Source organism: Fuerstiella marisgermanici, from assembly GCF_001983935.1.
GTDB lineage: Bacteria > Planctomycetota > Planctomycetia > Planctomycetales > Planctomycetaceae > Fuerstiella > Fuerstiella marisgermanici.
Window position 1 is genome coordinate 1,185,945 of record NZ_CP017641.1, and the last position, 16,423, is coordinate 1,202,367.

Here is a 16,423-nt window from a genome sequence, read left to right on the forward strand (position 1 = left end):
CTCGATTTGAAACGCAGAGGACGCGGAGACGCAGAGGGTCGCAGAGTTTGCCAGGGGCAGCATTTCTCTCTGCGGTCCTCTGCGTCTCTGCGCACTCCGCGTTAAACCGTTCTTAGCCGCTGGGTGGCCCGACCGACTCGTTCGGTCGGGTCGCGTAGCGACAGGATGCCTGTTTGTGAGCATTCCATCGGACATGGAATTGGATACTGATTGGACGCCGAATGATGAGACATCTTGTGCCTGCGGCACCCAGCCGATCGGCCGGGCCACCCCGCGTTTGGGAGTTCCCCGTCGTCAGGCGATTCGTCACGCGAAAAGTCGTAAAAGCTACTGGCACATGGCCAAGACCATCGCCAGTGGTGTCGGCTTTACGAACGCGATGCTCGCGGAACAGGGTCTCCTGAGCCTGAAACACCTCTGGAACGAACTGGCTCCACTTCGTCGAACCGCCTGGTGGGCGAGTAGGATGGCGTCTTTCGGGTTTAGGATGCGGTTTGTGTTCCCTGTTGGCCACCCGTTTCCTCTGGTGGTGTCACAATATTTTATCCGTGTCCGATTGTACGCTCAACCCCTCTCAGAACCGGACGTGCGCCGTTAACGCATCCGGCTCCCGACCATCACTTGTCACCCGGTCATCACTTTGGCTGTATCGCAATCAGGTCAGTCAGCTTCGAAGGAGATGCCAGGGGAAAGCGAGCTATGTACGCATCGAACTGAGGCCAGGTCTTTGACTTCCTCTGCGAACGACGATTGAGCCAGCGGAAGGCCAGCTGCTTTGCTGCCTGGCGGAATTTCATCAGTTGGGACCAATTGTCATTGATTCCATAGTACTGATAATGGCCACGCAGCTTCGCATTCAACTTCGCCCAGACTTCGGACAAAGGTGTCGTCAGATTCCGTCGGAACCAATGCTTCAGATCGCCTACCTTAGCTCGGTATTTCTTACTGGCTGTCTTCCGTTTCGGCTTGAACTTTCCCGCACGACTCAGGCCGCAGTAATGAGTGAAGCCGAGGAAGTCGAACGTCGCGGGAGCCCCTTCGCCAAGACGCTGGCAATCGCGTCTCGCAAAGCGGCCGAACCGCAGCAGTTTAGTCTTCTCTTCGGCCAGCTCCAGCGAGTATCGGGCCAGTCGCTTCGGTAGCACATCCTGAAAGCGTCTCGCGTCAGACTCCAGTTCGAACGCACAAATGAAGTCGTCCGCGAAGCGGACAATGTACGATTCACCTCGCATACGCGGCTGCACATCCCGGTCGAACCATTGGTCCAGGACGTAATGCAAATACACGTTCGCTAATAACGGTGAAAGAACCGAGCCTTGCGGAACACCTTCGTCAGTGTTACGGCGACGACCTTCGATCATCACACCGGACTTCAGAAAGCGCTGGATCAGGGCCAATAGCTTCGGATCGGAAATCCGCTTTTGTAGCAGTTCGAGCAAACGTTCATGACAAACGTTATCGAAGAAGCCACGGATATCCGCGTCCGAAATCCAGCTCACTTTCCGGGTCGCGATGGTTTGACCGTGCACACTTAAAGCCTGGTGGCATGACCGTCCCGGACGGAAACCATAGGAAGTCTCACAGAAGTCGACTTCGTAGATCCGTTCCAGAATCATCACGACCGCACGTTGTACGATCTTGTCTTCCACACTGGCGATACCCAGCGGTCTGGTCTTGCCATTCCCTTTCGGAATGTCACGACGAAGACTGGGCTGAGGCCGATACGCACCACGGTGTAATCTGGTTAACAGGTCGTGCAGGTTGTCCCGCAGATTCGACTCGTATTGATCCACCGTGACACCGTCGACTCCGGGTGCCTTGCCTCGCTTGAGCTTGCGAAACGCATACCACAGCAACTCGTAATTGAGCAGCGAAAAGAGGTTGTTAAACGCCTCTTCAGAGTACGTTTCCGCGCGTTGGGTGATGCGATCCAGTCGATCAAGCACCGGTGATCCGCCACTGAGTGCGGTCGGTGTATCGCTGGAGTCGCGTGATGGCCTGGCGGCCTTCCCTGCACCCGCATTACCGGGCTTCAATTCACGCGATTGGTCTTCGCGCTTCAACGGTACTATGCCGCCATCCGACTTCCCAGAGTCGTCTGCACTCCTTGCCTTTTCAGCTTGTACGTGCATACTCGTTTCGTCGTGATTGGACGTCACGTCGAACAAGAACAGCTGGGATCTCACTGGTTGCTTCATTGGCATCATGTGTAGCGCGATCGTGGCCTTCGACCCCGGGTCTCCGAGCTTCGCTCGCCAAAACGCGAAACTCAGTGTTGCCTTTAGCAGGTCCGAATGCCTGGGCAGATACCGAGAAAACATGCATTTCGGGGCTCAATACCATTCACGGTTTGGGCGGCCAGCCCAGTCCATTCGTCCTCACTACCTTTCTGTGTACGCTTCAACGCAACTGTTACCAGTGACGCTGCAACACTCGATACCGGGCCTCAGGCTAAGAGTTACCCGGACGGGATTCGCACCCGCTTGTCAATAAACCATTTCCAGTTCGCTCCGGACCCGCATGTCAGGTGGTGTGGGGAGGGTCACCGGAAACGGTGGCCCTTACCCGATTTGTCTGGCGCCAGGACACTCTACGTTGCCAACGACGACGCCCCATTCAAGGGGATGCGTCCACCCAGAACTTGCGGCAAACTGAGTGCAGACTTGGACGATTGATCTATTACTTGTCGAATGCCGAACTGTGTGACGCACTGCTTGTGAAACGAGCGGCATTCGACTACACGGTCGTCCTCAGGCGGGCACTCACCGTGATTCTGCCAGTTGACATGCAGCGTCTTGCCACGCTACTTCTCATCATCGTCTGCGGCCGACGAACCGGGCTGACCCTCTGATGCGCCGCCGACAACGACCACAAACACCGCGAATAGAATTGCGAGCATTGCGGCGCCAAGCCACAAGAAGGCAGTTGGAATATTGCCCGAAATCACATGCACAAAGAACAGAAGACTGGCGAACATCGCGGCAATGACAGAAATGGTAGCCAATGCGAGAATGCCCGCAACTTTCAGCATGCCCCGACTCCCCGACCGCAGATGTGTTTTGCCAGACAAAGTTAGAGTTCACCGGATTGCGGTGTGTGAGCGTGGATTCAGATTGGTCGTGGCCCGCAATACCGGTGCAACGGCGTGGTTGAACAGGACGGCTTTGCCGCTTCTATGGGGGTTGACCGCCGTTTACGGTGCTCGAGCGTGGACAACCGGTGGCTGATGACTTGTAAAATCACGAGGCAACGGACGATAAACCAGTTGCATCACCACGTAGGTATTACACCGTGGACAACGCTGAGGGTCAAGTCTCTTGACCCCTGAGGCAGCCTGTTTGGACGCGGCGCGGCCGTCTTCGGCGGACAACTGTTCGCACACACGCTTTCGCTGACCCGCATTGCAATTGGCATACAGGCCGCTGCGGCGAATCATCCGCTGCCCCTTCGGCGGCACGTGCTCAAACCAGCGCTTCAGAAATTCGTGCGGCGTGACTCGCATCAGCTTCTGCTGACCGTCGCGATGGTCGCGGTACCAGAACGCGATCTCATCCGAATCGACTCGTTCAATCCGCCTGCCCGAGATCGGACTGCCACAGACATACTTCGCAAGGTATCCCGCCACCGAACAACCATGACGGTACGTTTCCTGAATCCGCGTGTTCCAGTCCGAGCGAGAAAGGCGGTTGAACAGCGAAACCGCCCGCGCCACCGTCAGATGTGGCGGCACGTCAAGTCGTTGCGAACGAACGGCTCGCTTCAGATAGTCGACCAGCTTGCCGCGAAACATGGCCTTCAGCACTCGCCCGGGCACGAGGATGGATTTCTTCGGCGTGACAAAGCGGCCCGCCGCATCGACGCCGCCTGCGGTCACCAAACAATGCACGTGCGGATGAATGCGGTCCACGAGTCACTCGTGGACGCTCATCGGCTCCTCTAGTCATTGTTGCTGGTAATGAAAACGTCCTTCCCGCCAGAACCTCACGAAAGACTCCGGCCCTGGCAGGGAATTGCGGGCTGCTCGCAATTGGTCCGCACAGCGGACCCTTGTATCTTTGGCGATTGTCTGTGATAGATGGAACAGGTGAGGAACAGGTTGTTCCTGTTCCCCACCTCAGAGCGGCAGATCGTCGGACCCTTGGTTTAAAAGACCGTGGCGTAGCGTGATCGTCGCTCCGGAGTCATGTACTCAGCCCGAACAGTCGCCGGAGCGGCGTCCACCGCCAGCTCGTATCAGCAAGGAAGGGATCGTACACGTGCAGCATAACAACTTGTGTGCAGGAATTGATGTCGCCAAAGCCAAACTCGATGTCGCACTCAGCTCGGGGAAAAGGGTCACGACGTTCGGCAACGATGCCGACGGACACCAACAACTGCTGCGATTCCTCGAAACGGCTCAGGCCAGCCTGGTGTGTCTGGAAGCCACCGGCGGATACGAACGATCGCTCGTGGCCGCGCTGCACAAAGCCTGCCACGCGACGGCTGTGGTGAACCCGCGTCAGATACGAGATTTCGCCCGAGCCGCCGGCCAGCTGGCAAAGACCGATGCCATTGATGCCGCAATCATCGCCAGGTACGCGCGAACGATGCAGCCCCGACAAACCACTCCACTCCCCAAAGCCCATCAGCAACTGCGCGACCTGGCGGCCCGCAGACGCCAGGTCGTCGCCATGCGGATCAGCGAGCAAAATCGTCTGCAAATCACTTGTGACAAGTCTATTCAGACACTCATCCGCAAGTCGATGACCATGCTCGAAAAGCAAATCAATGTCATCGAAGAACGCATGGCTCGTCTGATCGACAAAGACACCGAACTGGCGCGACGAAAACGAATCCTGTTGTCGGTCCCGGGCATCGGACCGGCCACGGTCGGAGTCCTCCTCGCCGAGTTGCCCGAACTGGGCATGCTCAATCGTGGCCAGATCGCCAAACTCATCGGAGTCGCCCCAACGAATCGGGACAGCGGGACACTGCGGGGAAAACGGACAACCGGCGGCGGACGGGCACACATTCGCAAAGCGCTCTACATGCCCGTTGTCGTTGCGAAGAAACACAATCCGGCCATCAAACGTTTCTACGAGCGGCTGCTTGAGAACGGCAAGGCACCGCTGTGTGCTATCGTCGCCGCAATGCGAAAACTCATCACAATTCTCAACGTCATGATCCGAGACGACAAACTCTGGAGCCAACCCTGAAATCGAGCCCCATCCTTCGTCACCGTCACCTCAGCCGTCACAATCATGCGGTTGAGGTGACGGCGGCGGAGGATGGGGCGACCCCAAACCGTCAAAGCAACAACTGTAAGTCATTTCCAGAAAACTCACTTGAATCTCAAGACAGTCGCTACTTGCTGCATTTGTACTGGCAGAGACAGTGGAACACCACAAATTCACGTCAACCCAACCGATCTGCACTGCGACCCCGCCGTATCGGGAGGTTGGTGAGGTGGTCGCCTCCGTCCGGGATCGGCAAAAAACCAGGTTGGGATTTTCAACCCACCTGCGTCACGCCCCCGAATTCACCCCTTAAAATTAAAGTGGAACGTCAAGCTCGCGCACACTGCAAGTGCGACTGCCCGAGCAGCATGGGGCATTTGTGGCACTTTTGGTGGGGGACTGGGAAGAACGCCATTTCACCATCAAAGACACTGAAAAAGCCTCTGCAAACCGGCTCGGCAGTGACTGGTTGACACCCAAGATCAAATTAGGTGGGCACCCGACGCCCGGGTCATGTGATCCGATCATGGTCGGCGTGACAGTCGGCCGGAAACTAAACGGGTTCCCTTAGGGTTAAATCTGTAGGGTCAACTCAAACTGCGTTTGAACAGGTTTGTCAGAGGCTGGTGCAAGTAACTTTCGTTTGGTCGCACGTCGTCAGCATATCTGTCGTTTGTGGAACTGACAAGGGCCTGTTTGTCGCGAAAACAATTTGGTTCAGGTCACCGAAATTCGCGACCGTAACGTTGACAATCATCGACCCAGCCGTGGCACTTCGATCAGTCGTGGCTTCGTGTCAAACATCCACGTTTTTTCCGGCTGTTGCCCGACGGGCACGTGGCGAGGAATGGTCATCACTTCTGCCGTCATGACTTCCTTGCCTTCGTAAATGCGTGTCTTGCCGTTGAACAACTTGGCGAGTTGTGAGATCCGAGGATCGTCGGGGGTGTCAAACGAACCAACTGTCACGTAGGACTCGTAGCGATCATGAAACACCCACGCTTCGTGGTCGCGATCGTAACCCAGCTTGCGAGCGGCTCGAAGCGCTTCCGTTAACTCCCAGGCTTTTCGACCGGCGGCGTCGAGGTTGTTCCCAAACAGGTTCGCGAAACTCTTCTCAACCCGCTCGCTCACCTGATTACCAACCTGCACGATCGACGTGCCCTTGTACGTTGCAATTCGCAGCGTGTATTTGCCTTTGTTTCTTAGCAGCGAATATTGCATATCGCCGTTCAGTTCGCGAAGCAGCGGGGTCGAAGAAGCGGCCTTGATCTCTGACGGGGGCATCAACGGATTGGTCGTCAGGTGAGCTCGACTCAAAACTTTTGGGCGACCGGGCGTCTTAGCGATAATGCCGCCGTTCTTTTTGTCCTTCATGAATTCCGGCTCATACTTTTCCTTCATCCAGTTCATGATGATTTGAGCCTGTTCGTCGTCGGCGCTGCGGAAATTTCCGGCCAGGACGGCGATGGCTTCGTGTTGAGCGATGTACTGCCCCGGCTTCCGGCCGGATGCATTGCCATCGTTTTCACGGACGTCCTGCAGACGCATGTCCTGCAGAAACGCGTAGGCTGGAATTCCTTTGCGGCGAAGCTCGTACACCAGTTCGTCGGCAGCCTGCCATGCTGACATGCCGCCTTCGGTTCGCCTTTCTTCCGGGACGTCTCGCAACGCAGCTACCATGATCATCCACGGGCCATGTTTGGATGTAAGCCGGTAGCGTTTTCCTTTCACAGCTTCAACTTTGGCGAAGGCTGACGAGGAAATGCAAACGGTAAGAGCGATGGCCAGAAGCGACGCAAACGGGCGGAAGGAGAACATCCGTGTCGTCCTTTTTTGAAGTGGAGAGAGGCGGCTGAGAACCGGTGAGAGAGGGGCCGAAGTTTATCGGCAGGCGAAAATTGAGTCCAGATGACTTCGATTGTCCGCAAATTTGCTGGCGAAACGGTGCGAATGGCTGATGAACAGTCGTACAATGGCTGCTACAATCGCGGACAACCTCCCACCGTTCTTCGAGTCCCACCAGTCATGCGACACCCGGCCCTCCTAATCGCAGCTTGCTGTCTGCCAGCGTTTGTCAACGCGGCTGAAATCGATTTCAACAAGGACGTGCGGCCGATATTTTCGAACAAGTGCCTGCTGTGCCACGGGCCGGACCCGGAAGGATTGCAGGCCGGATTGCGGCTGGACGATCGGAAGTCGGCCACGGCTGAACTGGATTCTGGTGAAACCGCGATCGTGCCGGGCAAACCGGAACTCAGCGAACTGATCGCTCGCATCACAACGGATGACGAAGACCTGCGCATGCCGCCGGCGGATCACGGAGCAAAGTTGTCACCGGACGAAATTGCGATCCTCAAACAATGGGTCAGCGAAGGCGCGAAGTTTGCCGTTCACTGGTCGTACGTGAAACCGCAACGGCCCCAGGCGCCGCCAGCGCCTGACGACTTCGCCGATTGGGTAAACAACCCTGTTGATCAGTTCATCCTGGATAGCCTGACTTCGCGGGGTTTGCAGCCTTCACCTGCTGCCGAAAAATCGGCGATCGCGCGGCGAGTGTTTCTGGACCTGACCGGGTTGCCGCCCACGATCGAAGAAGTCGACGCATTCGTTGCCAGCGAAGACCCACTGGCGTATGAAAAGTTGGTCGATGATCTTCTGCAGCGGCCGGCATTCGGTGAACACTGGGCTCGCAAGTGGCTCGACCTGGCTCGCTATGCCGACAGCGCCGGCTATGCCGATGACCCAGCTCGCACGATCTGGGCATATCGCGACTGGGTGATCAAAGCGATGAATGAGAACATGCCGTTCGATCAGTTCACCATTGAGCAAATGGCGGGAGACCTGCTGCCTGATGCGGCCGAACATCAGCTAATCGCAACGGCCTTCCACAGAAACACGCTGACGAATAACGAAGGCGGAACTCAGGACGAAGAATTTCGAAACGTGGCGGTTGTCGACCGAGTGAACACGACGATGGCCGTGTGGATGGGCACGACCATGGCGTGTGCTCAATGTCATACTCACAAGTACGACCCGATCACGCAGGAGGAGTACTTCCAATTTTTCGCGATTATGAACAGCACTCAGGACGCCGACAAACGGGACGATTCGCCGCTACTGGAAATCTTCACGGACGCACAAAAGCAACAGCAACGCGACCTGCGAGCTCGCATTGCCGATCTGAAGTCTCAACTTGCCACGCCGACACCGGAACTGGCGAAAGCACAAAAGCTGTGGGAGAACGCGCTGCGCAGCGAACCCACATGGACGTCCGCTCGGCCCACTGCCGTGAAGCGAAACAGTGAGCAACCGATTGGCGTAACGGAAGACGGTGTTGTGGCCGTCGATACCGAAACGCTGGAAGCCTTGCCCACTCAGGATACGTATGTCGTCGATGTGCCGGTCGCTCAGGATTCGATCGTACGAGCGGTCCGATTGTCGACGGTGCCTGATGCGTCATTGCCCGCGGGCGGCAGCGGACATTCCGGCGGCAATTTTGTGATCACCGGGCTGAAAGCGGAATGGGTGCCCACAAAAGCAGAATCGCCTCAGGGGCGTTTCGTGCGGATTACTCAACATGGCAAGAACCAGATTCTGTCGCTGGCTGAGGTGCAGGTGTTTAGCGATGAAAAGAATGTGGCGTTGAATGCCGACGCAACTCAGCATTCGACCGACTTCAGCGGCCCGGCAAAGCTGGCCGTCGATGGGACCACGGACGGCAACTTCGAAAACAAGTCGGTAACTCATAGCAAGACAGAAGACAACCCGTTTTGGGAAGTTGATCTTGGCAAGGTCTACTCCATCGATCGCATCGCCGTTTGGAATCGGACGGACAACGATTTGCAGAAGCGACTGAACAATTACAGCGTCACTTTGCTGGACGAGGAGCTGCAGGAAGTTTGGTCGCAGCGGATTAAAGAAGTGCCTGATCCGTCCATTGAAATCAAACCGACGAATGTTCGCAGCCTAAAGTTTTCGGACGCTGTGGCTGACTACCACCAACCCAACTTTGAACCGGCGGAAGCGTTGACCGGCAGCCGAAACCGCGAAAGTGGTTGGGCGGTTGGGGGATCAGTCGACAAGCCTCATCACCTTGTCGCGTCGCTCACAACGCAGCTTGAAGTGGATTCGCCTGGCACGCTGCGAATCACGATCGAACACAATTCACCACACGCTCGACACTTGTTGGGCCGGTTCCGTCTTTCGACCACGGATGACCCATCGGCCACTGCTCGAGCCAGCATTCCGGCGGAGATTCTGGCCATTGCCGATCAGCCAGCTGACAAGCGGTCTGCGGAAGACGCGGCCAAACTGGCATCTCACTACCGCAACCACAAAGCTGGATTGTCGGCCGGCGTGCGAAACGAACTGAAGGCGACGGAAGCCAAACTCGCAGCCATCAAGCCCGCGACTTCGGTCCCTGTGCTTCGTGAACTGGCCGAATCGCGAGAAACTCATTTACAGTTTCGAGGCAGCTATCTCGACAAAGGGCCAAAGCTGGAACCAGGCCTGCCGGCCGCGTTTCATGAAGGTGAAGCCAATCGTCCGTTGGACCGGTTAGCCATGGCAGAATGGCTTATTAGCGAAGACAACCCGCTGACTGCACGAGTCCTCGCGAATCGTTATTGGGAAACGATCTTTGGCCGAGGCATCGTGTTAACCAGTGAAGAGTTTGGTTCGCAGGGAGAACCGCCGACTCATCCCCGGCTTCTGGACTGGCTGGCAACGGAAGTGATCCAGAGCGGCTGGAATCGAAAACACATGCTGCGAATTTTGGTCACGTCTGCAACCTACCGCCAGTCGGCGAAAGTTTCGGCCGAAAAGGTGGCTGCGGATCCCGACAACCGCTGGCTGTCCCGCGGGCCTCGCATTCGCCTGAGTGCCGAAATGGTGCGTGACCAGGCATTATTCGTCAGCGGACTTCTCAGTAGCAAAATGTACGGGCCGCCCGTCAATCCGCCTCAACCGGACCTTGGGCTGAAAGCGGCGTTCGGTAGTTCAACCGACTGGAAGACAAGCGAAGGCGAGGACCGCTACCGTCGCGGGATTTACACTACATGGCGGCGCAGCAACCCGTATCCGTCGATGGCCACGTTTGATGCTCCCAACCGAGAAGTCTGCACGGTGCGTCGCAACAGTTCCAACACGCCGCTGCAATCGCTGGTTACGTTGAACGACCCGGTGTATGTCGAAGCCGCCCAGTCGCTGGCGCGTGTCGCGCTGGAGCATTCTGACGACGTTACCGAACAGGTGACGCACGCCTTCCGTCGATGCACGTTGCGTTCGCCGACCGCAGGCGAACTGGCCGCATTGGTTGCATTGTTCGAGGATTCGAAGCAGAACCTGGCGACTCAACCGGATGACGCCATGCAACTGGCAACGAATCCACTGGGCGAACTACCGGACGGAATGGCTGCCATCGACGCGGCGGCGATGACGGTGGTAGGTAACGTCTTACTGAATCTGGATGAAATGTTCCTGAAACGTTGATAACTTCCGCTCGCTGGATAACGCTTATGTGCCGCCTGAATGTCATGCTTTCTTTCACCGCTTTCATGCTGGTGACGGCAACAAACATATTTCCGTCCTCACCGATTGCAAATGCCGAGGACGGTTTCAAACTTCAGCAATCCGCCAGCGTTGAAATTATTAAGCGAGCTCTTCCAGTAATCACCGAAGGAGCGGAAACGTGGATGGCGGACAACGATTGTCTTTCCTGTCATCGCATTTCCTTCGCAGCGTGGTCCTTTAATCGAGCCCTTGAAGCTGGTTTCGCAGCGGATCGAGATGACGCGGAAAAAATCCGAGCCTGGGCGACTTCGTGGAAGAAGATTGTCAACCCCACGCGTAGAGAGGGAACAACGCAAGCTGAGGCACTGCTCGGCGACCCGGATACGGTGGCACAGCTGCTGATCGGTCGTCCGGTGATTGCGGAGGGCAGTGCCGATCCGGAATGGGTTGCAACGTATCGCGCGTCACTCGGATCTTCGCAACAGGAAGACGGCTCATGGAAGTCCGGCGGGCAACTGCCTTTGCAAAAGCGGCCCAAGAAAGAAACACAGGATGTGACCACTCACTGGTCGCTGATTGCACTCGCAGCGACGTCGCCCGGTAAACCAGCGGAAGATCCTGCGTTCGTTAACGCGAAACCATGGCTTGCTGCGGAAAGTACCGGAACATCTACCGAATGGTGGGCCACAAAACTGATACTCGAACGCCTGACCGGTGAAGAGGCGACTGCCCTGGATTTAAGACAGACTTTACTTAGCTTTCAAAACCGGGACGGCGGCTGGGGCTGGCTGACTGCCGACGACAGCGACGCTTTAGGGACGGCCATAGCACTTTATCCGCTGGTGCAAGATGGCCTGGTCAGTGAGACGCCAGCGATACAAGACGCGATCAACTATCTTGGTTCCACACAAAACGACGAAGGAGGCTGGTCCGTAAATGGCACAAAGAAGAACTCCCGCGACGAAGTCACTGAAACGGCGTCGTACTGGGCAGCCTGCTGGGCGATCATCGCCCTGTCAGAAACTGTGAACAAGAATCATGGCGTGACAGCACTGGATTGATGAGCGATAACATGCCCTAATCAGCCGTTCGATTCGCGCTAATCCATTCAACTTTCCGCATGTCTAAGCCGTCGCTTCAACTTCCCGTCATTCAAAACTGGAGCTGTCATAATTGTGGCGGGTGCTGTCGCGAGCACTTGATTGAAATCACAGAAGCGGAAAAGACCCGCATCGAAAAGCAGGGCTGGGCGGCCGACAAGGACCTCAAAACTGACAAGCCGCTGATCGAAACAATCGGCAAGGGACGCTACCGGTTGGCTCATCAAGCCGACGGAGCCTGCGTGTTCTTGAATGACGACGGCCTGTGTCGCATTCATGCTAAGTTTGGCGAACCCGCTAAGCCGCTGGCGTGCCGAGTTTATCCTTACGCGTACCATCCGGCGGGGGAAGAGGCCATCACCGTCAGCCTGCGGTTTAGTTGCCCATCTGTCGTGCAGAATCTGGGCCAGTCGGTCAGTGCACAATCCGGAGACCTGAATAGCGTTGCTAAGGAAATCGTCGCTGGCAAACGTCGCGATCACGACGCGCCGCTGATTCATCGTAATCCCAAGCACGGCAATCAGCAGACAAGCTGGAGCGACTTCCATCAGTTTTTAAAAACGCTGGACGACAGTTTCGCAGATACCAGCGTCGATTTCGTTGTGCGGCTGATGCGAGCGATCTCGTGGATGGAACTGGTCGAAGAATCTCAGTTTGTCACCATCAAAGATGCGAAGTTGACTGAGTTCCTCTCCCTAATCAGCAAGGCATCAGTGAAGGCTCAGCCGGACAACGACTTGCCCGTTCATCGCCCAAGTCGGCTTGGACGCACGATGTTCCGTCTAATGGCCGGTCAGCTTGCCAGGCACGATACCGAAGCGGACTATCAGCGAGGACTGGGCCTGCGGTTCGAACTGCTTTCCGCGGCCTTGAAGTATACGACCGGGTGGGGCAAGGTTCCGCAACTGGCGGGTTCGTCGTCGGTTGCGACCGCCTTCGGTGATGGTACCGGCAGTGGTAAATCTCGAGCTGTCGGTTTTGCGGAGCTTGAACATCCGTTTGATGGTCGCCAGCCGGAAATCGACGAATTGTTCGAACGATATTTCCGAGTCAAGATTCAGGGCATTCATTTCTGCGGCCCGGCTCACTACGATACGCCGCTGGTGGATGGCTTTCGCAGTCTGGCGTTGATGTATCCGGTGGTGATGTGGCTGGCTCGGTTGCGAGCGGCTCGCGGGGGCCGAACTTCGCTAAGCCTGACCGATGTTCAGGCAGCGTTGGCGACGGCTGATCATAACTTTGGCTATTCCCCGGCACTCGGCATGTCGTCGGCGTTGGGCCGAGTCGCGCAGCTTGGAAAACTGAAACAAGTGACGGCGCTTGTGGGTTGGTACAGTCAATAATGGATGAAGCACTGCCAGCGATGAGGCTGACCTACGAATCCGCGATTCGCTGGATCTATGATCGCATCGATTACGAACGCATCCGTCCCCGCCGCACGTCGCCCCACTTTCGGCTCGAACGCATCGAACGCCTGCTGTCGCTGATTGGTTCGCCCCAGCAGCGCATTCCGGCCGTGCATATTGCCGGAACCAAAGGCAAGGGGTCAACGGCCGCAATTCTGGATTCGATTCTTCGCTGTTCAGACATCCGCACCGGACTATTCACGTCGCCTCACATTCATCAGTTCGAAGAACGAATGAAAGTCAGCGGACAAATGCCGTCTCGCGAAGACATGACGGCCATGGTGTCCGAATTGCGACTGAAACTCGCAGACGCCCCGGCAGAACTGCTGGACGACAACGTGACGTTTTTCGAAGTCGCCACACTGTTGGCGTGGATGTTCTTCGATCGTCAGCAGGTAGAAATCGCGGTCTTGGAAACCGGCCTTGGCGGGCGACTGGACTGCACCAACGTCTGCAACCCGCGACTGACGATCATCACCAGCATCGGCCTGGACCACACTCACATCCTCGGCGACACGCTGCCGAAAATTGCCTTCGAAAAAGCGGGCATCATCAAACCGGGCGTGCCGGTCCTGTCGTGGGTACAGCAGTTGGAAGCTCGTAAAGTCGTAGCCGATCGAGCAGCCGAGTTGGGCTGCCGTCTGTTGCAGGGTGGCGAAGACATTTCGGTCATTTGTTCGGAAGCTCCGCCGGCCGAAACGGGCAGGGGCTCGCAACAAATCACGATTCAAACGCCGCAGCGCGAGTATTCAAGTCTGACGCTGAATCTCGCGGGACGACATCAGGCTCGAAACGCGGGTTTGGCGGTGACAGCGGCCGAATTGCTGAGCGAAGGCGATTCGCGGATCACTGAGGCGACCATTGCTAAAGGCGTCGCGGGCGTTGAATGGCCGTTGCGGTTTGAGATCTTTCAAAGCGAACCAACGATCGTGCTGGATGCCGCTCACAATCCGGATTCCGTGACGGCCCTTGTGGAAACCTTCCGCGCCGCGTTTGGCGATCGGGCAACGCGAGTCCTGATTTTCGGCAGCAGTCAGGACAAGGACGCTCAGGCGATGCTGAAGATTCTGATGCCGGAATTCAGCCACGTGATTGTGACGGAATTCCTCACGAATCCACGAGCTGTGGCCCGCCAGCAGTTGCTTGACTGGGCGACGACACATCGCGATTCGGACTGCGGAAAAATTTCCTCGCCGTCGATTGCAATCGCGGATTCGCCTGCCGCCGCGCTGCAGGCCGGACAAGCAACTTGCAATTCTCTTGAGACTGCGGACAGTATTATCTGCGTGGCTGGATCCGTTTTTCTGGCCGCGGAAGTTCGAGAACTGCTCGTACGAAACAAGGAACCCCAACCGTGACACGACCGCTTTTCTCTCTGCGCACCTCGGCGTCCTCTGCGGTTAATCCCAACGGCGCGCAGGACTTCTGGCGAAGTCCACTACAAGTGCTGTTACTGATCGCGACCGCCATCGCTCCGGCCGCCAACGCTCAACAATCCACTACGTTTCAGCACGGCGTGGTTGCGGCGGACCATCCTGCCGCCAGCGCTGCGGGAGCTGAAATTCTGCGCAAGGGCGGCAACGTTGTCGACGCAGCAGTCGCGACATCGTTTGCGTTGTCCGTTGTCCGGCCCGCCAGTTGTGGCATCGGCGGTGGCGGCTTCATGGTGATTTGGAATGCGGAAAAGCAGAAGGCTGTCGCACTGGATTACCGCGAACGAGCTTCCGCAGCGGCCAGCCGCAACATGTTCGATGACGGAGCAGCGACTGACACGACTGAAGCTGCCAGCGTGCGAGGCGGCAAGGCAGTCGCGATTCCTGGCGATGTGGCGGGACTGTGCTTCGCGGCAAAGGAATACGGGACTCTGCCGTTAGCAACACTGCTGGAACCAGCCATCCGACTGGCGAAAGAAGGGGTTCCCGTCGATCAGCACGATCTGGGAGTGCAGTCGTCGTCGCTGAAAAAGTTCGACATCTACGACGGCTACGACACAAAATTTGCGGCGTTGAAAAAGCTATATCTGAATGACGGCAAGCGATGGAAGACCGGCGATGTCTTTGATTCGCCGTTGGAAACGGTGCTCGAAAAGATCGCGGCGAATGGACCATCCGCGTTCTACGAAGGCGACGTTGCGAAAGCAATCGTGAAAGTGGTCACGGATAGCGGCGGAATCATAACCGCCGAAGATCTGGCGGGTACGAAGCCGGTCGTGCGCGAGGCTCTTCAGGGCAAGTTTCATTCGTCGACCGTGTATTCGATGCCGCCTGTCAGCAGTGGTGGAGTTGCGTTGCTGCAAACGATGCAGTCGCTGGAAGCATGGGAACAACTCAGCGGGCGAAATCTGAAGAGCCTGCAGCACAACTCGGCGAATTATGTGCACGTAGTGGCCGAAGCCATGAAGCATGCATTCGCGGATCGAGCCGAATTCCTCGGTGACACAGATTTTGTTGACGTGCCGATCACGCGAATGCTGGCGCCCGGCTACGCGAAGAAGATTGCGCAAAGGATCGATGTCGCAAAGACACAGCCGGCGGAAAGCTACGGTCGGTTCTTTGCTGCCTCCGACGCCGGGACAAGTCATTTTTCGGTGATCGACGCAGCTGGCAACGCAGTCGCATGTACCGAAACCATTAATCTCACCTTCGGCAGCTTCGTCGTCGAGCCCCAATATGGCATCGTGCTGAATAACCAGATCGACGACTTTGCGGCTCGCCCCGGTGAACCGAATGCTTTCGGCCTAATGCAAAGCGAAGCCAACGCGATCGAACCCGGCAAGAAGCCACTGTCCAGTATGACTCCCACAATTGTCGTCCGCGACGGGAAAGCAGTGTTTGCCAGCGGGGCGTCTGGTGGGCCAAGAATTATTACCGCGACAATTCAGGCGACGCTAAACCACCTGGTGTTCGGCATGGATCCGATGGCGGCCGCATCGGCGCCACGGTTTCATCACCAGTGGTTTCCAAACAAATTGCTGCTGGAATCCAGGATCTTCACAAAGCTGGGCGATGCGTTGAAAGCGAAGGGCCACGAGATTTCGGAGAATTCCAGTCTCGCCGCAAACCAGTCGGCTTCGCTAACGAAGGACGGCCTGAAGGGCGGCAGCGACCCGAGAAAGCACGGAGTTCCTGCGGGATTTTAGCAATCGCAGGGAATTTCGACGGTCGACGTTACGACACGGGGCCGCAAT

General features: G+C 56.9%; 10 protein-coding genes. 6 read left to right on the forward strand and 4 right to left on the reverse strand.

What is annotated here, in order from left to right; all coding sequences use genetic code 11:
* Nucleotides 1-635 precede the first annotated feature (635 nt).
* The 3 genes from ltrA to Fuma_RS04395 all read right to left on the reverse strand — a co-directional run bounded on the left by ltrA (nucleotide 636) and on the right by Fuma_RS04395 (nucleotide 3,907).
* A complete protein-coding gene (ltrA, locus tag Fuma_RS04385; protein WP_218922201.1) occupies nucleotides 636-2,321 on the reverse strand; it encodes a group II intron reverse transcriptase/maturase in 1,686 nt (561 codons plus the stop codon).
* 482 nt (nucleotides 2,322-2,803) lie between these two features.
* Entirely contained in the window at nucleotides 2,804-3,031 is a 228-nt protein-coding gene (locus Fuma_RS04390; RefSeq protein ID WP_077023074.1) for a hypothetical protein, read from the reverse strand.
* Between the two features lie 162 nt (nucleotides 3,032-3,193).
* Nucleotides 3,194-3,907, reverse strand: a complete 714-nt coding sequence (locus Fuma_RS04395) for an IS91 family transposase (protein ID WP_077023075.1) — start codon at nucleotides 3,905-3,907, stop codon at nucleotides 3,194-3,196.
* A gap of 349 nt (nucleotides 3,908-4,256) precedes the next feature.
* Here Fuma_RS04395 and Fuma_RS04400 point away from each other — a divergent pair, with 349 nt between their 5' ends.
* Nucleotides 4,257-5,195 (forward strand): IS110 family RNA-guided transposase, encoded by a 939-nt coding sequence (locus Fuma_RS04400; protein ID WP_077028094.1) that lies wholly within the window; start codon nucleotides 4,257-4,259, stop codon nucleotides 5,193-5,195.
* 774 nt (nucleotides 5,196-5,969) lie between these two features.
* Here Fuma_RS04400 and Fuma_RS04410 read toward each other — a convergent pair.
* Entirely contained in the window at nucleotides 5,970-7,037 is a 1,068-nt protein-coding gene (locus Fuma_RS04410; RefSeq protein WP_077023077.1) for a hypothetical protein, read from the reverse strand.
* Nucleotides 7,038-7,127: 90 nt separating this feature from the next.
* Here Fuma_RS04410 and Fuma_RS04415 point away from each other — a divergent pair, with 90 nt between their 5' ends.
* From Fuma_RS04415 to ggt, 5 genes are read left to right on the forward strand one after another with little or no spacing between them, the layout of a single operon-like run.
* Nucleotides 7,128-10,709, forward strand: coding sequence for a DUF1553 domain-containing protein (locus Fuma_RS04415; RefSeq protein ID WP_218922388.1), 3,582 nt, complete (start codon nucleotides 7,128-7,130; stop codon nucleotides 10,707-10,709).
* 44 nt (nucleotides 10,710-10,753) lie between these two features.
* Nucleotides 10,754-11,791, forward strand: coding sequence for a prenyltransferase/squalene oxidase repeat-containing protein (locus Fuma_RS04420; RefSeq protein ID WP_218922389.1), 1,038 nt, complete (start codon nucleotides 10,754-10,756; stop codon nucleotides 11,789-11,791).
* Nucleotides 11,792-11,850: 59 nt separating this feature from the next.
* On the forward strand, nucleotides 11,851-13,173 hold the full coding sequence (locus Fuma_RS04425; protein WP_077023079.1) for a YkgJ family cysteine cluster protein: 1,323 nt from the start codon (nucleotides 11,851-11,853) through the stop codon (nucleotides 13,171-13,173).
* Nucleotides 13,173-14,594 (forward strand): bifunctional folylpolyglutamate synthase/dihydrofolate synthase, encoded by a 1,422-nt coding sequence (locus Fuma_RS04430; protein ID WP_083731794.1) that lies wholly within the window; start codon nucleotides 13,173-13,175, stop codon nucleotides 14,592-14,594. The genes Fuma_RS04425 and Fuma_RS04430 overlap by 1 nt, the downstream gene beginning before the upstream one ends.
* The gene (ggt, locus tag Fuma_RS04435) at nucleotides 14,591-16,375 is read left to right on the forward strand and encodes a gamma-glutamyltransferase (RefSeq protein ID WP_158520847.1); all 1,785 of its coding nucleotides are present in this window, start codon (nucleotides 14,591-14,593) and stop codon (nucleotides 16,373-16,375) included. Before Fuma_RS04430 ends, ggt begins: the two co-directional genes overlap by 4 nt.
* Nucleotides 16,376-16,423 lie beyond the last annotated feature (48 nt).